The organism is Pantoea sp. FN0307 (assembly GCF_050113815.1).
GTDB lineage: Bacteria > Pseudomonadota > Gammaproteobacteria > Enterobacterales > Enterobacteriaceae > Mixta > Mixta alhagi.
Map to the genome: position 1 here is coordinate 126291 of NZ_JBNJSO010000005.1, position 17365 is coordinate 143655.

Consider the following 17365-nt stretch of genomic DNA (forward strand, 5'->3'; position numbering starts at 1 on the left):
CAGCGCTGCTGCCTTTTTTACATATTTAAATATTTTTGCTTTTAAAATCGCCACTAATAAAAAACAGGCTTATTTTAAAGCGCTCTGAAGCCATATTAAGTAAATTAAAGTAAAGCGGCTGGGGGCTTTTTTCTCTTACCACTTCACTTATTCTCTTTTCCTTCAGCAGGCCAACCGCCGCGCCAGACGTCAGGTGGGTCATGCAAGCTTTATCAGAATGTCCCTAAAATGTCGCCTGTGTCGCAAAGCGTCCCCCTGCCTGACAGGCAATAAACATTGTATTCTTTTTGCCCATTTTTATTTTATCTCTGATTTTTTTACCACTATTCATTAGTTTATTTTTTCAGATGTTAGCGAAGTCAGTTCATTCTTAACTTTTGCTCCTTTTATTCCTTAAGAAATAATTTCGCTTCGCCCATTGCGTGGCTTGACAATGATTTCCTCCGCTCCGTAAACTCCTTTCGTGGGAAATTGTGGGATAAAGTGGCAAAAAAGGGTAACTGAGGGCATTTGCTGACATGTTTCGTGGCGCCACCTTAGTCAACCTCGATAGCAAAGGGCGGCTGGCTGTGCCTACGCGGTATCGCGAAACGCTGATTGAGGAGTCGGAAGGCCAAATGGTGTGCACCATTGACCTCCATCAGCCTTGCCTGCTGCTTTATACCTTACCCCAATGGGAAATTATTGAACAAAAACTCTCTCGCTTATCCAGCATGAACCCTGCAGAGCGTCGTGTGCAGCGGTTGCTGTTAGGACATGCAAGCGAATGTCAGATGGATAGCGCGGGGCGCTTGTTGCTGGCCGGTACGCTGCGCCAGCATGCTAGTCTGACAAAAGAAGTGATGCTGGTTGGACAGTTTAATAAGTTTGAACTGTGGGATGAACAGACCTGGTATCAACAAGTCAGGGAAGATATTGACGCTGAGCAAACCGCTCAGGAGCCGCTTTCAGAGCGGTTGCAGGATTTGTCGTTATAACTATGGATAATTTTATACATACCACGGTGCTGTTGGATGAAGCTGTCAACGCGCTCAATATTAAAGAAGATGGCATCTACATCGATGGTACCTTCGGTCGGGGCGGACACTCACGTCTGATCCTTTCTCAGTTGGGAGAGCAGGGCAAACTGTTTGCCATCGATCGCGATCCGCAGGCCATTGCCGCGGCCGCAGAGATTGACGATCCGCGCTTTACCATTATTCACGGTCCGTTTTCCGCGCTGGCGGATTACGTTGAAGCGCGTGATTTAACCGGCAAAATCAACGGTATTTTACTGGATTTAGGGGTTTCTTCGCCGCAGTTGGATGATGCCGAACGCGGCTTTTCTTTTATGCGCGATGGGCCGCTGGATATGCGCATGGATCCAACGCGCGGGCTTTCGGCCGCCGAGTGGCTGCAGCAGGCGGAAGAGAACGATATCGCTTTTGTGCTGAAAACCTATGGCGAAGAGCGTTTTGCTAAACGTATTGCACGCGCCATTGTGGAGCGTAACCGCCTGCAGCCCATGACTCGTACCAAAGAGCTGGCGGAGGTGATTGCCGCCGCAACGCCGATCAAGGACAAATTCAAGCATCCGGCCACACGGAGCTTTCAGGCTATTCGCATCTGGGTTAACAGCGAGCTGGAAGAGATTGAGCAGGCATTAAAAGGCGCGCTGGTTGCGCTGGCGCCGGGCGGACGTCTCTCAATTATCAGCTTCCATTCACTGGAAGATCGTCTGGTAAAACGCTTTATGCGTGAGCAGAGCCGTGGACCGCAGGTGCCAGCAGGGCTGCCAATGACGGAAGCGCAGTTGCAAAAGCTGGGTGGTCGCCAGTTAAAAGCGCTGGGGAAAATGATGCCCGGTGAAGCGGAAGTGGCTGAAAACCCCCGTGCGCGTAGCTCGGTGCTGCGTATTGCGGAGCGCACCGCATCATGATCGGCAATGAACGTCACAGCCTGCCCGGCGTTATCGGCGGCGATCTGCTGCGGCACGCTAAGATTCCGCTGCTGCTGCTGGTTGCTGTGCTGATTTCAGCGGTGCTGGTGGTTACAACCGCGCATAAAACGCGTTTGCTGACCGCTCAGCGTGAACAGCTGGTTCTGGAACGCGACGCGCTGGATATTGAGTGGCGTAACCTGATTCTGGAAGAGAACGCGCTGGGCGATCATAGCCGCGTTGAGCGCACGGCGACGGAAAAATTGCAGATGCAGCATGTCGACCCGGCACAGGAAAATATTGTGGTACAGCAATAAGGAATTCCGGACTCCATGAGATCCGCTACCAAAGCGCTTAAGTTGAAAAAACAGGAAGATCAGGCCAGCTTTGTCAGCTGGCGTTTTGCGTTGCTGTGCGGCGGCATCTTACTTGCGTTGATCGGACTACTGTTGCGTGTTGCCTATTTGCAGGTCATTAATCCCGACAGGCTGGTGCGCGAAGGTGATATGCGTTCTCTGCGCGTTCAGTCGATTCCTACCGCGCGCGGAATGATCACTGACCGTGCCGGCAGGCCGCTGGCTGTTAGCGTGCCGGTTAACGCCATCTGGGCCGATCCGAAAGAGCTGCACGATCGCGGCGGCATCACGCTCGACAGCCGCTGGAAAGCGCTGGCCGACGCGCTCTCTGTGCCTCTCGATCAGCTGGCTAACCGCGTAAATGCCAATCCTAAAGGCCGCTTTGTCTATCTGGCCCGCCAGGTCAATCCGGCGATTGGCGACTATATCAAAAAGCTTAAGCTGCCCGGTATCCACTTACGGGAAGAATCCCGCCGCTACTATCCTGCAGGTCAGGTGACCTCTCATCTTATCGGTTTTACCAACATTGATGGACAGGGCATTGAAGGCGTCGAGAAAAGCTTTGACCGCTGGCTAACAGGCCAGCCAGGCGAGAGAACGGTACGTAAAGATCGCTTTGGCCGCGTGATTGAAGATATCTCTTCGGTAGACAGTCAGGCAGCGCATAATCTGGCGCTCAGTATCGATGAACGTTTGCAGGCGCTGGTCTATCGCGAACTGAACAATGCCGTGGCCTTTAACAAGGCGGAATCCGGCACGGCGGTGCTGGTTGATGTCAACACTGGCGAAGTGCTGGCGATGGCTAACAGCCCGGCCTACAACCCCAACAATCTCAGCAATACGCCAAAAGATGTGATGCGCAACCGCGCTATCACCGACATCTTTGAACCCGGATCCACCGTGAAACCAATGGTGGTGATGACCGCACTGCAGCGCGGCGTCGTGCGCGAAAACAGCGTGCTGAATACGCTGCCTTATCGCGTTAATGGTCATGAAATCAAAGACGTGGCGCGCTACAACGAACTGACCCTGACCGGGGTTCTGCAGAAGTCGAGTAACGTCGGTGTATCAAAGCTGGCGTTAGCGATGCCCTCCTCAGCACTAGTGGAAACCTATTCACGCTTTGGATTGGGCAAACCAACCAATTTGGGGTTGGTCGGGGAAAGCAGTGGCCTGTATCCCCATAAACAAAGGTGGTCCGATATTGAAAGGGCCACCTTCTCATTCGGCTATGGGCTGATGGTAACGCCGTTACAGCTGGCGCGCGTTTACGCCACCATCGGCAGCTATGGCATTGCGCGTCCACTCTCAATCACGAAAGTGGATCCGCCGGTACCGGGCGAACGCGCCTTCCCTGAATCGGTGGTGAAAACTGTGGTTCATATGATGGAAAGCGTCGCGCTGCCCGGCGGCGGCGGCGTCAAAGCCGCGATCAAAGGTTATCGTATCGCCATCAAAACCGGGACCGCGAAAAAAGTCGGTCCTGATGGCCGCTACGTGAATAAATATATTGCCTATACCGCTGGCGTGGCGCCAGCCAGCCAGCCGCGCTTTGCGCTGGTGGTGGTCATCAACGATCCCCAGGCGGGTAAATATTATGGCGGTGCGGTGTCGGCACCGGTATTCGGCGCCATCATGGGCGGCGTTCTGCGCACCATGAATATTGAGCCAGATGCCTTGCCGACCCCGGTTGAAAAGAATGACCTTGTCAACAACAAGAAAGAGGAATCAAGTGACAGATCGTAACTTGCGCGACTTACTGGCTCCGTGGGTGCCTGGCGCGCCGGAGCGTCCGCTTCGTGAAATGACACTGGACAGCCGCGTGGCGGCGTCCGGCGATCTGTTTGTGGCTGTTGCCGGCCATAACGTTGATGGGCGACGTTTTATCCCTCAGGCTATCGCTCAGGGCGTTTCGGCAGTTATCGCTGAAGCCGCCGGCGAGGCGGAGGATGGTGAAATTCGCGAAATGCATGGCGTACCGGTTGTCTATCTGTCGCAGCTGCCGCAGCGTTTATCGGCGCTTGCCGGGCGTTTTTATCAGCAGCCTGGCGAGCAGTTGCGTTTAATCGGCGTAACCGGGACCAACGGTAAAACCACTACCACGCAACTGCTGGCGCAGTGGGCGAATCTGCTCGGCGAAACCGGCGCGGTAATGGGCACCGTGGGTAACGGCCTGTATGGTCATCTGATCCCCACTGAAAATACCACCGGCTCGGCGGTTGATGTGCAGCATATGCTGAACTCGCTGGTTGAGCAGGGAGCGACCCTGGCAGCGATGGAAGTTTCCTCTCACGGGCTGGTGCAGCATCGTGTAGCGGCGCTGCCTTTTGCTGCAGCGGTGTTTACCAACCTGAGCCGCGATCATCTGGATTACCATGGCGATATGATTCGCTATGAGTCTGCGAAGTGGCTGCTGTTTTCCGAGCATCAGGTGGGCGAAGCGATTATCAATGCCGACGATGAGGTGGGGCGGCGTTGGCTGGAGAGGCTGCCCGATGCGGTTGCCGTCACCATGGCTGACAACGTACTGCCCGCTCAACATGGCCGCTGGCTGAAAGCCACCGACATTCATTATCACGATAACGGTGCCACGATTCGTTTCGCTTCCAGCTGGGGCGATGGCGAGCTGGAAAGCCGCCTGATGGGCGCTTTCAACGTCAGCAATCTGCTGCTGGCGTTAGCGACGCTGTTAACGCTGAATTATCCGCTGGCGCTGTTAATTGCCAGCGCACGTCAGCTGCAGCCGGTTTGCGGACGGATGGAAGTTTTTAGCGCGCCAGACAAGCCAACGGTGGTGGTGGATTATGCCCATACGCCGGATGCGCTGGAAAAAGCGCTGGAAGCGGCGCGTCTGCATTGCCAGGGGCAGCTCTGGTGCGTCTTTGGCTGTGGTGGCGACCGCGATAAAGGCAAACGGCCATTAATGGGCGCCATTGCTGAACAGTTTGCCGATATTATAGTGATCACGGACGACAATCCCCGCAGCGAAGATCCGGGCGCGATTGTTGAAGATATTCTCACCGGTCTGCTCGACCCGGGCCGTGCTCGCATAATGGCGGGACGCGCACAAGCGGTAACCAACGCCATTATGCAGGCCGGGCCGCAGGATATCGTACTGGTTGCCGGTAAAGGACATGAAGATTATCAGATTGTCGGTAATCGCCGTCTGGACTATTCCGACCGCGTTACCGTCGCACGTTTGCTGGGGGTGATGGCATGATTCCGGTTTCCCTGGAAACGCTGGCGCAAATTGCTAACGGCACGCTGATCGGCGGCAATCTGCAGATTGCCGAAGTGACCACCGATACGCGTAAGGTCAGCGCGGGCTGTTTGTTTATCGCCCTGAAGGGCGAGCGCTTTGATGCGCATGATTTTGCCAGCGAAGCGGTTGCTAAAGGTGCGGCAGCATTATTGGTGAGTAAGCGCTTGCAAATTGATGTGCCACAAGTGGTGGTAAGCGATACGCGTATCGCGCTGGGCGAGCTGGCTGCCTGGGTTCGCCAACAGGTCAATACCCGCGTGGTGGCGCTGACTGGCTCCTCCGGTAAAACCTCGGTAAAAGAGATGACGGCTGCCATTCTGCGTCAGTGCGGCGAAACCCTCTATACCGCAGGCAACCTGAACAATGATATCGGCGTGCCGCTGACGCTGTTGCGTCTTACTGCGGCGCACCAGTACGCAGTCATTGAGCTGGGCGCTAATCATCAGGGCGAGATCGCCTGGACAACCGGATTAACGCGTCCGGAAAGCGCGCTGGTCAACAACCTCGCCGCTGCGCATCTGGAGGGCTTCGGCTCTCTGGCGGGCGTGGCGAAAGCGAAAGGCGAAATTTTCCTTGGGCTGCCGCCAACGGGCACAGCCATTATCAATGCCGACAGCAATGACTGGCCGCGCTGGCAAACCCAGTTAACCCAGCAGCGCGTCTGGCGATTTTCCGCCGCCGAAGGGGCAACCACAGATTTCTGCGCCACCGATGTGATGGTGAAATCACAGGGAACGGCTTTTACGCTGCATACGCCGCAGGGCGATGTGGCGGTGCTGCTGCCGCTGCCGGGACGCCACAATGTCGCTAATGCACTGGCAGCCAGTGCGCTGGCGCTGTCGGTTGGCGCGCCGCTTGAGGCCATTGCTCAGGGGTTAGCCACGCTGCAGGCGGTGCCCGGGCGTCTGTTCCCTATTATTCTCGGTCCGCAAAAGCTGCTGCTGGACGACAGCTATAACGCCAATGTCGGATCAATGACCGCCGCCGCGCAGGTTCTGGCGGATATGCCGGGCTATCGCGTGATGGTTACCGGCGATATGGCGGAGCTGGGCGAGGAGGCGGTTGAATGCCATCGTCAGGTTGGCGAGGCCGCCCGTCATGCCGGTATCGATAAGGTACTGAGCGTGGGATCGTTAAGCCAGCATATCAGCGATGCCAGCAGTGTCGGCGAACACTTCAGCGATAAAGCGGCGCTGAGCGCGCGTTTATTATCGCTGCTTGCTGAGCATCAGGTGATTACCGTTTTAGTTAAAGGTTCTCGTAGTGCCGCCATGGAGCAGGTAATACAAACCTTACAGGAGAAAGGAACATGTTAGTTTGGCTGGCCGAACATTTGGTCGCTTTTTATTCCGGCTTTAACGTCTTCTCATATTTGACGTTTCGCGCCATTGTCAGCCTGCTGACCGCACTGTTTATCTCGCTGTGGATGGGGCCGCGCCTGATCGCCTGGCTGCAAAAGTTGCAGATTGGACAAGTAGTGCGTAGCGAAGGGCCGGAGTCGCACTTTAGCAAGCGCGGCACGCCGACCATGGGCGGCATCATGATTTTGACCTCCATTACCATTTCAGTATTGATGTGGGCCTATCCTTCTAACCCTTACGTCTGGTGCGTGTTAACAGTGCTGATCGGCTATGGCATTGTGGGCTTTGTGGATGATTACCGCAAAGTCGTGCGTAAAGATACCAAAGGCCTGATCGCCCGCTGGAAATATTTCTGGCAGTCGCTGATTGCGCTGGCGGTAGCCTTCACCATGTATGCTGTCGGGAAAGATACACCGGCGACACAGCTGGTGGTGCCGTTTTTCAAAGATGTGATGCCGCAACTGGGGCTGCTTTATATTCTGCTTTCCTACTTTGTTATCGTTGGCACCAGCAACGCGGTTAACCTGACCGACGGGCTGGATGGCCTGGCAATTATGCCAACGGTCTTTGTGGCCGCCGGTTTTGCGCTGGTGGCCTGGGCCACCGGTAACATGAATTTTGCTGGCTATCTGCATATTCCTTATCTGCGCCACGCCGGTGAACTGGTGATTGTCTGCACCGCTATTGTGGGCGCCGGGCTGGGCTTCTTATGGTTTAACACCTATCCCGCTCAGGTGTTTATGGGCGATGTGGGGTCACTGGCTTTAGGCGGCGCGCTGGGCACTATCGCCGTGCTGCTGCGCCAGGAGTTTCTGCTGGTGATTATGGGCGGCGTGTTTGTAGTAGAAACGCTGTCGGTGATTCTGCAGGTAGGCTCCTTTAAGCTGCGCGGCCAGCGTATTTTCCGTATGGCACCCATTCATCACCATTATGAACTGAAAGGCTGGCCGGAGCCGCGTGTCATCGTGCGTTTCTGGATCATTTCGCTGATGCTGGTGCTGATTGGCCTGGCAACCCTTAAGGTGCGTTAACTATGGCTGACTATCAGGGTAGAAAAGTGGTCATTATCGGGCTGGGGCTGACCGGCCTCTCCTGTGTTGATTTCTTTTTAGCGCAGGGCGTAACGCCGCGCGTGATGGATACCCGAGTGTCACCGCCTGGCCTGGATAAGCTGCCTGATAGCGTGGAGCGCTATTTGGGCTCGCTTAACGGCGACTGGCTGCTGGCGGCCGATCTGATTGTCGCCAGTCCGGGCATGGCCCTGGCGCATCCGCTACTGATGGAAGCGGCAGAGGCGGGCGTTGAAATTATTGGTGATATTGAACTGTTCTGTCGTGAAGCACAGGCGCCAGTGGTGGCGATCACCGGTTCTAACGGAAAAAGTACTGTCACCAGCCTGGTAGGGGAAATGGCGCGTGCTGCTGGCTGGGCCGTAGGCGTGGGCGGCAATATCGGCCTGCCGGCGCTCAGTCTGTTGCAGCAGCCGGCCCAGCTTTATGTACTGGAACTTTCCAGCTTCCAGCTGGAAACCACCCACAGCCTGAAAGCGGCAGCGGCAACCATTCTGAACGTCAGTGAAGATCATATGGATCGCTATCCGTTGGGGCTGCAGCAATATCGTGCCGCCAAACTGCGTATTTATGAAAATGCGGCGGTTTGCGTAGTGAATGCTGATGATGCGTTAACCATGCCGGTACGCGGTGCCGATAAGCGCTGCGTTAGCTTCGGCGTTGACGTAGGTGATTATCATCTCAACCGCCAGCAGGGCAGCATCTGGCTGCGGGTGCAGGGTGAAAAGGTGCTGAATACCGATGAGATGACGCTGGTTGGGCTGCATAACTATACCAATGCGCTGGCTGCGCTGGCGCTGGCGGATGCGGTCGGCATTCCTCGCGCCAGCAGTCTGAAAGCCTTAACCACTTTTCGTGGGCTGGCGCATCGTTTTCAACTGGTGCATGAACGCAACGGCGTACGCTGGATCAATGACTCTAAAGCGACCAACGTCGGTAGCACGGAAGCGGCGCTCAGCGGATTAAAAGCGCAGGGTACGCTGTGGCTGCTGTTGGGCGGCGATGGCAAATCTGCCGATTTCTCCTCGCTGACGCGTTATTTGCAGGGTGATGCTATCCGTGTCTGGTGTTATGGCCGTGACGGTGCGGCACTGGCGGCGCTGCGCCCGGAAATTTCCAGCCAGACAGAAACGCTGGAGCAGGCTATGCGGGCTATCGCGCCGCAGGTGCAGCCGGGCGATATCGTTCTGCTGTCTCCGGCCTGCGCCAGTCTTGATCAGTTCCGTAATTTTGAACAGCGCGGCGATCGTTTCGCCCAGCTGGCACGGGAGCTGGGCTGATGCGTATTCCAGGCTTAGGGCTGGCGGGCGGCGTAGCGGTGCGTCTGCGCGAATGGGTAATGGGCAGCCGGGAAAATAGCGATACGGCCACCATGGTGCTGTATGACCGTACCCTGCTGTGGTTGACCTTCGGGCTGGCGATTATCGGCTTTGTGATGGTGACTTCCGCCTCTATGCCGGTAGGACAGCGCCTGTCAGAAGATCCGTTTTACTTTGCCAAGCGTGATGCGTTTTATCTGCTGCTGGCATTGGGGATGTCGCTGATCACGCTGCGTATCCCGATGGCGGTCTGGCAGCGTTACAGCAATATGATGCTACTGGCCTCGGTATTGATGCTGTTGATTGTATTAGTGGTTGGTAGCTCGGTAAACGGCGCATCGCGCTGGATTGCGCTGGGACCACTGCGTATTCAGCCAGCCGAGCTGTCCAAGCTTTCGCTGTTTTGCTATCTCGCCAGCTACCTGGTGCGCAAAGTCGAAGAGGTACGTAATAACTTCTGGGGCTTTTGTAAACCGATGGGCGTGATGGTGGTGCTGGCGGTGCTGCTGCTGGCCCAGCCGGATCTGGGAACGGTGGTGGTGCTGTTTGTTACTACGCTGGCGATGCTGTTCCTGGCTGGTGCCAAGCTGTGGCAATTTCTGGCAATTATCGGATCCGGTATCTTTGCGGTGATCCTGTTGATCATTGCCGAACCCTATCGTATGCGCCGCGTCACCTCCTTCTGGGATCCCTGGGAAGATCCGTTTGGCAGCGGCTACCAGTTAACCCAGTCGCTGATGGCGTTCGGACGCGGTGAGTTTTGGGGGCAGGGATTAGGTAACTCTGTGCAAAAACTGGAGTATTTACCAGAGGCGCATACCGACTTCATTTTCTCCATTATCGGGGAAGAACTCGGTTATATCGGTGTGGTTTTAGCGCTGTTAATGGTATTCTTCGTCGCTTTTCGGGCGATGTCGATTGGCCGACGTGCGCTGGAGATCGATCAGCGCTTTTCCGGCTTTCTGGCTTGCTCGATTGGCGTCTGGTTTAGCTTCCAGGCGTTGGTGAACGTCGGCGCGGCAGCGGGTATGCTGCCTACTAAGGGCCTGACGTTGCCGTTAATTAGTTACGGTGGTTCCAGTCTGATCATTATGTCGACGGCCATCGTGTTGTTGTTACGCATAGATTATGAGACGCGTCTGAGCAAAGCGCAGGCGTTTACCCGAGGTGCGCGATGAGTGGAAAGCGGTTGATGGTAATGGCTGGCGGTACCGGTGGACATGTGTTCCCGGGCCTGGCCGTTGCGCATCATCTGATGGCGCAGGGCTGGCAGGTACGCTGGCTGGGAACCGCCGATCGTATGGAAGCCGAGCTGGTGCCGAAACACGGTATCGAAATCGATTTTATCCGCATTAGCGGATTGCGCGGCAAAGGGCTTAAAGCGATGTTGGCTGCGCCGGTGCGGATTTTCAACGCCTGGCGTCAGGCCCGCCGTATTATGAAAGCCTGGAAGCCTGATGTCGTGCTTGGCATGGGCGGCTATGTCTCAGGGCCCGGCGGGCTGGCGGCCTGGAGCTGCGGTATTCCGGTGGTGCTGCATGAACAGAATGGCATTGCCGGGTTAACCAATAAATGGCTGGCGAAGCTGGCAACGAAAGTGATGCAGGCATTTCCCGGCGCGTTTCCGCATGCCGAGGTAGTGGGCAATCCGGTGCGCACCGATGTGCTGGCACTCAGCCGCCCGGAGCAACGTCTGGCTGGCCGTGAAGGTCCGACTCGGGTTCTGGTCGTTGGCGGCAGTCAGGGCGCGCGCGTGCTTAACCAGACGATGCCGCAGGTTGCGGCGCTGATGGGCGATAGCATTACGCTGTGGCATCAGACCGGGAAAGGGGCACAGAGCGATGTTCTGGCCGCTTATGCCGCAGCGGATGGTGCGCATCAGCATAAAATCACTGAGTTTATTGACGATATGGCGGCGGCCTATGCGTGGGCCGATGTGGTGGTATGCCGCTCCGGCGCGCTGACGGTAAGCGAAGTCGCTGCTGCAGGCCTTCCTGCTATTTTTGTGCCTTTTCAGCATAAAGATCGTCAGCAGTACTGGAATGCGCTCCCGCTGGAAAAAGCGGGCGCAGCCAAAATTTTTGAGCAGCCGCAGTTTACTGCGAATGGGGTGGCGGAAACGTTAAAGCAGTGGGATCGACCCACGCTGCTGCTGATGGCGCAAAAGGCGCGTCAGGTAGCGATTCCCGATGCCACCGAACGGGTAGCGGCAGAAGTCAGCGCCGTAGCGCGCTAACAGAATTAAGAGAAGGTACTGCGGTACCGACAGGCAAAAGAAAAGATGAATACTCAACAACTGGCGAAACTGCGTTCTATTGTGCCCGAGATGCGTCGCGTCCGGCACATTCACTTTGTCGGCATCGGCGGTGCCGGCATGGGCGGTATTGCCGAAGTGTTGGCCAATGAAGGTTATCAGATTAGCGGTTCCGATTTAGCGCCTAATGCCGTGACGCAGCATCTGACCGCGCTGGGCGCCACCATCTATTTTCATCATCGCCCGGAAAACGTCAGCGATGCCAGTGTCGTGGTGGTCTCCAGTGCGATTACGCAGGATAACCCGGAGATTATCGCCGCGCGTGAAGCGCGTATTCCGGTGATCCGCCGAGCTGAAATGCTGGCTGAGCTGATGCGTTTCCGTCACGGGATCGCCGTGGCCGGTACGCACGGTAAAACCACCACCACGGCGATGGTGACCAGCATCTATGCCGAAGGCGGACTCGATCCCACCTTTGTTAACGGCGGTTTGGTTAAAGCGGCGGGAACGCATGCGCGTCTGGGCAGTAGCCGTTACCTGATTGCGGAAGCGGATGAGAGCGATGCCTCCTTCCTGCATCTGCAACCGATGGTGGCGATTGTAACCAATATCGAAGCTGACCATATGGATACCTACCAGGGCGACTTCGAAAATCTGAAGCAGACCTTTATTAATTTTCTGCACAATTTGCCGTTTTATGGCCGGGCCATACTCTGCGTGGATGATGCGGTGATCCGCGATTTGATCCCGCGAGTGGGACGTCAGATCACCACCTACGGCTTTAGCGAAGATGCTGACGTGCGCATCGAAGATTACGAGCAGCACGGCGCGCAAGGGCACTTTACGCTGGTGCGTCATGACAAGCCGCTGATGCGCGTGACGCTCAACGCACCGGGTCGTCATAACGCCTTAAACGCGGCGGCGGCGGTTGCCGTTGCCACGGAAGAGGGCATTGATGATGAAGAGATCCTCAGCGCGCTGGAAAGCTTCCAGGGAACCGGGCGTCGCTTCGACTTCCTCGGCGAGTTCCCGCTGCAGCAGGTAAACGGCACCGTTGGTTCCGCCATGCTGGTTGATGATTATGGCCATCATCCGACCGAAGTGGATGCCACTATCAAGGCGGCGCGAGCAGGCTGGCCGGATAAAAGACTGGTGATGATTTTTCAGCCGCATCGCTATACACGCACACGCGATCTTTATGATGATTTCGCCAATGTACTGTCGCAGGTAGATGTATTGCTGATGCTGGATGTCTATTCCGCCGGTGAAACGCCGATCCCTGGCGCAGACAGCCGATCGCTGTGCCGGACGATCCGGGGACGTGGCAAGGTGGATCCGATCCTGGTGCCAGATCATGATGTGATCCTTGATTTCCTTGCCCCGACATTAAGCGGCAACGATCTGATCCTGGTTCAGGGCGCGGGTAACATTGGTAAGATTGCTCGTCGACTGGCTGACCAAAAACTGAAACCGCAGACCAATGAAGAGGAACATCATGGCTGATAAAGTAGCGGTACTGCTGGGTGGTACCTCCGCTGAACGCGACGTCTCGTTAATGTCTGGCGAGGCGGTGATTGCGGGTCTGAAAGAGGCGGGTATTGACGCGCATGGCGTTGATCCGCGCGATTTCCCCGTTATGCGGTTGAAAGAAGAAGGCTACACAAAAGTGTTCATCGCCCTGCACGGTCGTGGCGGTGAAGATGGTACTTTACAGGGCGTTCTGGATTTCCTGCAGATCCCCTATACCGGCAGCAGCGTGATGGCTTCGGCGATCACTATGGATAAATGGCGCTCTAAGCTGCTCTGGCAGGGCGCTAACCTGCCGGTTGCGCCCTATGTATGGATCAACCGCCAGCAGATGGAAGCTGGACTGGATGAGACGCTGGTGCAGCGTATCGCCCAGCTGGGTATGCCGCTGTTTGTTAAACCCAGCAGCGAAGGCTCCAGCGTGGGTATTTCACGCGTTAATCAGCCTGCAGAGCTGCCAGCGGCGCTGGAAGAAGCGTTTCGTCATGATGATGATGTGCTGATTGAAAAGTTTATTAGCGGTCCTGAATACACGGTGGGCATTCTTGGCGATCAAATTTTGCCTTCGATCCGTATTCAGCCAGCCAGCGACTTCTATGACTATGAAGCAAAATACATTTCTGACGATACACAGTACTTCTGCCCGGCCGGACTGAGCGTGGAAAAAGAGGCGGAGCTGCAGGCGCTGGTGTTGAACGCCTGGCGTACTCTGGGCTGCAGCGGCTGGGGACGTGTGGATGTAATGATGGACGGTGACGGCACCTTCTATCTGCTGGAGGTGAATACCTCTCCTGGCATGACCAGCCACAGTCTGGTGCCAATGGCGGCGAAGCAGGCAGGGATGAGCTTCTCCCAGCTGGTGGCGCGTATTCTGGAGCTGGCCGACTAAGATGTCGCAGGCGGCTCTGAACGTACGTCGGGACGCGCAGGAGAAAGCGAAAGCGCGCACCGGCCGCAGCAATGGCTCTCGGTTAGCAGGAATGTTGTTTCTGCTGTTGGTGATCGGCACGATGCTGGCGGGCGGCTTCGTGGTGCTGAAGTGGATGAATGATGCTTCGCGTCTGCCGCTTTCAAAACTGGTGGTGACGGGAAAAACGCATTACACCACCAACGACGATATCCGTCAGGCCATCCTGTCGTTGGGCGCGCCCGGCACTTTTATGTCACAAGATGTAAATGTGATACAGCAGCAGATTGAACGTCTGCCGTGGATTAAACAGGTCAGCGTACGCAAGCAATGGCCGGACGAATTAAAGATTCATCTGGTTGAGTATGTGCCGGTAGCACGGTGGAATGATTTACATATGGTTGATGCGGAAGGCAAATCTTTTAGCGTGCCAGCTAACCATATCGGCAAAGAAACGCTACCGTTGCTGTATGGCCCTGAAGGAAACGAGCAGGATGTACTGGCTGGCTATCGTCAAATGAATGAAATGTTGGCGGCCAGCAAGTTTAGCGTAAAAGCAGCATCAATGACTGCTCGCCACTCCTGGCAATTGGTCACGGGCGACGATGTACGTATTGAGCTGGGCCGTAGCGATAACATGAAGCGTCTTAAGCGGTTTATTGAACTCTGGCCGATGCTCCAGCAGCAGGCCACCGCGGAAAACAAGCGCGTCAGTTATGTCGATTTGCGCTATGACTCCGGCGCTGCCGTTGGCTGGGCTCCGGCATTTATTGAGCCTCAGGACAGTAATCAGCAACAGAATCAGGCACAGGCTAAACAACAATGATCAAGGCGACGGACAGAAAACTGGTAGTAGGACTTGAGATAGGCACCGCCAAGGTCGCCGCTTTAGTAGGGGAAATTCTGCCCGATGGCATGGTCAATATTATTGGGGTCGGCAGTTGTCCGTCCCGCGGTATGGATAAAGGCGGCGTAAACGATCTGGAATCGGTAGTGAAATGCGTACAGCGCGCTATCGATCAGGCGGAGCTGATGGCGGACTGTCAGATTTCGTCCGTTTACCTTGCTTTATCCGGTAAACATATCAGTTGCCAGAACGAAATCGGGATGGTTCCGATTTCTGAAGAGGAAGTGACACAGGAAGATGTTGAAAACGTTGTGCATACCGCTAAGTCGGTGCGCGTGCGTGATGAGCATCGCATCCTGCATGTGATTCCACAGGAGTACGCGATCGATTATCAGGAAGGGATTAAAAACCCGGTTGGGCTGTCGGGCGTGCGCATGCAGGCAAAAGTGCATTTGATCACCTGTCACAACGATATGGCGAAAAATATCGTTAAGGCTGTTGAACGTTGCGGCCTGAAAGTGGACCAACTGATTTTTGCCGGTCTGGCATCCAGCTTTGCAGTGCTGACCGAAGATGAACGTGAGCTGGGCGTCTGTGTGGTTGATATCGGCGGCGGTACGATGGATATCGCCGTATATACCGGCGGCGCGCTGCGCCATACCAAAGTCATTCCCTATGCAGGGAATGTGGTAACCAGCGATATCGCCTATGCCTTCGGCACGCCGCCGACCGATGCGGAAGCAATCAAGGTTCGTCATGGCTGCGCGCTGGGCTCGATTGTCGGCAAGGATGAGAACGTTGAGGTGCCAAGCGTGGGCGGACGCCCGCCGCGTAGTCTACAGCGTCAGACATTAGCCGAGGTGATTGAGCCACGTTATACCGAGCTGCTGAATCTGGTTAACGACGAAATTTTGCAGTTGCAGGAACAGTTACGCCAGCAGGGCGTTAAGCATCATCTGGCAGCAGGGATTGTGCTTACCGGCGGCGCGGCGCAGATTGAAGGGTTAGCCGCCTGCGCGCAACGTGTGTTTCATACGCAGGTGCGCATCGGTCAGCCGCTGAACATTACCGGATTAACGGATTATGCGCAGGAGCCTTACTACTCAACGGCTGTAGGTCTTCTGCACTATGGAAAAGAGTCTCACCTGAGCGGTGAGGCGGATGTTGAAAAACGTGCTTCAGTTGGCAACTGGTTTAAACGTATCAACAGCTGGCTGAAAAAAGAGTTTTAATTTTTCTAAAAGGGGATCATGCTAGCACTATTTTATGATCTCCAGGCGACAGGCACATAACGGAGAGAAATTATGTTTGAACCTATGGAATTAACCAACGACGCGGTGATTAAAGTCATCGGCGTCGGCGGGGGCGGTGGCAACGCCGTCGAGCATATGGTCCGCGAGCGTATCGAAGGCGTTGAGTTCTTCGCGGTGAATACGGACGCGCAGGCGTTGCGCAAAACTGCAGTTGGCCAGACTATCCAAATCGGTACCAACATTACTAAAGGTCTGGGTGCAGGCGCGAACCCTGAAGTAGGGCGTACTTCTGCAGAAGAAGATCGTGAAGCGCTGCGTTCTGCGCTGGACGGCGCGGACATGGTCTTTATCGCAGCCGGCATGGGCGGCGGTACCGGTACTGGTGCAGCGCCGGTCGTGGCTGAAGTCGCGAAAGAGTTAGGCATTCTGACCGTTGCGGTGGTGACCAAGCCGTTCAACTTTGAAGGCAAAAAGCGTATGGCGTTTGCCGAGCAGGGCATCGCCGAGCTTTCCAAGCACGTTGATTCACTGATCACCATCCCCAACGATAAGCTGTTAAAAGTGTTGGGCCGTGGCATTTCACTGCTGGATGCGTTTGGTGCGGCTAACGACGTACTGAAAGGCGCGGTACAGGGTATTGCCGAGCTGATCACCCGTCCGGGTCTGATGAACGTCGACTTCGCCGACGTGCGTACCGTGATGTCCGAAATGGGTTATGCCATGATGGGTTCCGGCGTGGCCTGTGGTGAAGATCGCGCTGAAGAAGCGGCAGAAATGGCTATTTCCAGCCCGCTGCTGGAAGATATCGATCTTTCCGGTGCTCGCGGCGTGCTGGTAAACATCACCGCTGGTTTCGACCTGCGTCTGGATGAGTTCGAGACCGTAGGTAACACGATTCGTGCTTTCGCATCTGATAATGCTACCGTGGTTATCGGTACTTCTCTGGATCCGGAAATGAACGATGAACTGCGTGTTACCGTGGTGGCTACCGGGATTGGCATGGACAAACGTCCGGAAATCACCCTGGTAACCAACAAGCAGGCAAGCAGCCAACCGGTAATGGATCATCGCTATCAGCAGCACGGCATGTCTCCGCTGCCGCAAGAGCAAAAGCCCGCTGCGAAAGTGGTCAACGATCAAAGCTCGCAGCCTGGCAAAGAGCCTGACTACCTGGATATTCCTGCTTTCCTGCGCAAGCAGGCGGATTAGGAATAACCCGAGAATTGGGATTCTCCGCTCTTTGTGCTAAAATATTCGCCCGTCAGTGATATAGACTGACGGTCGGATGATG

15 protein-coding genes are annotated in these 17365 nt (G+C 55.6%); all 15 read left to right on the top strand.

Features of this window, described 5'->3' with window-relative positions; all coding sequences use genetic code 11:
• The first annotated feature begins 518 nt into the window (after window positions 1–518).
• On the top strand, window positions 519–977 hold the full coding sequence (gene mraZ / locus ACQE3Z_RS15375; RefSeq protein WP_426974461.1) for a division/cell wall cluster transcriptional repressor MraZ: 459 nt from the start codon (window positions 519–521) through the stop codon (window positions 975–977).
• A 2-nt stretch (window positions 978–979) separates the two neighbouring features.
• Window positions 980–1918, top strand: coding sequence for a 16S rRNA (cytosine(1402)-N(4))-methyltransferase RsmH (gene rsmH / locus ACQE3Z_RS15380; protein WP_426974462.1), 939 nt, complete (start codon window positions 980–982; stop codon window positions 1916–1918).
• A complete protein-coding gene (ftsL, locus tag ACQE3Z_RS15385) occupies window positions 1915–2235 on the top strand; it encodes a cell division protein FtsL (protein ID WP_085068011.1) in 321 nt (106 codons plus the stop codon). Before rsmH ends, ftsL begins: the two co-directional genes overlap by 4 nt.
• Before the next feature lie 15 nt (window positions 2236–2250).
• Window positions 2251–4020, top strand: a complete 1770-nt coding sequence (locus ACQE3Z_RS15390) for a peptidoglycan glycosyltransferase FtsI (RefSeq protein ID WP_426974463.1) — start codon at window positions 2251–2253, stop codon at window positions 4018–4020.
• Window positions 4007–5494, top strand: a complete 1488-nt coding sequence (gene murE, locus ACQE3Z_RS15395) for a UDP-N-acetylmuramoyl-L-alanyl-D-glutamate--2,6-diaminopimelate ligase (RefSeq protein WP_426974464.1) — start codon at window positions 4007–4009, stop codon at window positions 5492–5494. Before ACQE3Z_RS15390 ends, murE begins: the two co-directional genes overlap by 14 nt.
• Window positions 5491–6852, top strand: coding sequence for a UDP-N-acetylmuramoyl-tripeptide--D-alanyl-D-alanine ligase (murF, locus tag ACQE3Z_RS15400; protein ID WP_426974465.1), 1362 nt, complete (start codon window positions 5491–5493; stop codon window positions 6850–6852). The genes murE and murF overlap by 4 nt, the downstream gene beginning before the upstream one ends.
• Window positions 6846–7928, top strand: coding sequence for a phospho-N-acetylmuramoyl-pentapeptide-transferase (gene mraY, locus ACQE3Z_RS15405; RefSeq protein ID WP_085068007.1), 1083 nt, complete (start codon window positions 6846–6848; stop codon window positions 7926–7928). Before murF ends, mraY begins: the two co-directional genes overlap by 7 nt.
• Before the next feature lie 2 nt (window positions 7929–7930).
• Window positions 7931–9247 carry a UDP-N-acetylmuramoyl-L-alanine--D-glutamate ligase gene (gene murD / locus ACQE3Z_RS15410; protein WP_426974466.1) on the top strand — a complete coding sequence of 439 codons (1317 nt, stop codon included), beginning with the start codon at window positions 7931–7933 and terminating at the stop codon, window positions 9245–9247.
• Window positions 9247–10464: a cell division protein FtsW gene (ftsW, locus tag ACQE3Z_RS15415; RefSeq protein ID WP_426974467.1), complete on the top strand. Its 1218-nt coding sequence runs from the start codon at window positions 9247–9249 to the stop codon at window positions 10462–10464. The genes murD and ftsW overlap by 1 nt, the downstream gene beginning before the upstream one ends.
• The gene (gene murG, locus ACQE3Z_RS15420; RefSeq protein WP_426974468.1) at window positions 10461–11522 is read left to right on the top strand and encodes an undecaprenyldiphospho-muramoylpentapeptide beta-N-acetylglucosaminyltransferase; all 1062 of its coding nucleotides are present in this window, start codon (window positions 10461–10463) and stop codon (window positions 11520–11522) included. The genes ftsW and murG overlap by 4 nt, the downstream gene beginning before the upstream one ends.
• A gap of 45 nt (window positions 11523–11567) precedes the next feature.
• Window positions 11568–13043, top strand: coding sequence for a UDP-N-acetylmuramate--L-alanine ligase (murC, locus tag ACQE3Z_RS15425; RefSeq protein ID WP_426974469.1), 1476 nt, complete (start codon window positions 11568–11570; stop codon window positions 13041–13043).
• Window positions 13036–13956 carry a D-alanine--D-alanine ligase gene (locus tag ACQE3Z_RS15430; protein ID WP_426974471.1) on the top strand — a complete coding sequence of 307 codons (921 nt, stop codon included), beginning with the start codon at window positions 13036–13038 and terminating at the stop codon, window positions 13954–13956. Before murC ends, ACQE3Z_RS15430 begins: the two co-directional genes overlap by 8 nt.
• A 1-nt stretch (window position 13957) precedes the next feature.
• Complete coding sequence (gene ftsQ / locus ACQE3Z_RS15435; RefSeq protein ID WP_426974472.1) at window positions 13958–14800, top strand: cell division protein FtsQ; 843 nt, start codon at window positions 13958–13960, stop codon at window positions 14798–14800.
• A complete protein-coding gene (ftsA, locus tag ACQE3Z_RS15440; protein ID WP_038628246.1) occupies window positions 14797–16053 on the top strand; it encodes a cell division protein FtsA in 1257 nt (418 codons plus the stop codon). Before ftsQ ends, ftsA begins: the two co-directional genes overlap by 4 nt.
• Window positions 16054–16125: 72 nt before the next feature.
• Window positions 16126–17283: a cell division protein FtsZ gene (gene ftsZ, locus ACQE3Z_RS15445; RefSeq protein ID WP_085068000.1), complete on the top strand. Its 1158-nt coding sequence runs from the start codon at window positions 16126–16128 to the stop codon at window positions 17281–17283.
• Window positions 17284–17365 lie beyond the last annotated feature (82 nt).

Coding starts and splice junctions, on each gene's coding strand:
- mraZ (WP_426974461.1), top strand. CDS start 519: ATGTTTCGTGGCGCCACCTTAGTCAACCTCGATAGCAAAGGGCGGCTG.
- rsmH (WP_426974462.1), top strand. CDS start 980: ATGGATAATTTTATACATACCACGGTGCTGTTGGATGAAGCTGTCAAC.
- ftsL (WP_085068011.1), top strand. CDS start 1,915: ATGATCGGCAATGAACGTCACAGCCTGCCCGGCGTTATCGGCGGCGAT.
- ACQE3Z_RS15390 (WP_426974463.1), top strand. CDS start 2,251: ATGAGATCCGCTACCAAAGCGCTTAAGTTGAAAAAACAGGAAGATCAG.
- murF (WP_426974465.1), top strand. CDS start 5,491: ATGATTCCGGTTTCCCTGGAAACGCTGGCGCAAATTGCTAACGGCACG.
- mraY (WP_085068007.1), top strand. CDS start 6,846: ATGTTAGTTTGGCTGGCCGAACATTTGGTCGCTTTTTATTCCGGCTTT.
- murD (WP_426974466.1), top strand. CDS start 7,931: ATGGCTGACTATCAGGGTAGAAAAGTGGTCATTATCGGGCTGGGGCTG.
- ftsW (WP_426974467.1), top strand. CDS start 9,247: ATGCGTATTCCAGGCTTAGGGCTGGCGGGCGGCGTAGCGGTGCGTCTG.
- murG (WP_426974468.1), top strand. CDS start 10,461: ATGAGTGGAAAGCGGTTGATGGTAATGGCTGGCGGTACCGGTGGACAT.
- murC (WP_426974469.1), top strand. CDS start 11,568: ATGAATACTCAACAACTGGCGAAACTGCGTTCTATTGTGCCCGAGATG.
- ACQE3Z_RS15430 (WP_426974471.1), top strand. CDS start 13,036: ATGGCTGATAAAGTAGCGGTACTGCTGGGTGGTACCTCCGCTGAACGC.
- ftsQ (WP_426974472.1), top strand. CDS start 13,958: ATGTCGCAGGCGGCTCTGAACGTACGTCGGGACGCGCAGGAGAAAGCG.
- ftsA (WP_038628246.1), top strand. CDS start 14,797: ATGATCAAGGCGACGGACAGAAAACTGGTAGTAGGACTTGAGATAGGC.
- ftsZ (WP_085068000.1), top strand. CDS start 16,126: ATGTTTGAACCTATGGAATTAACCAACGACGCGGTGATTAAAGTCATC.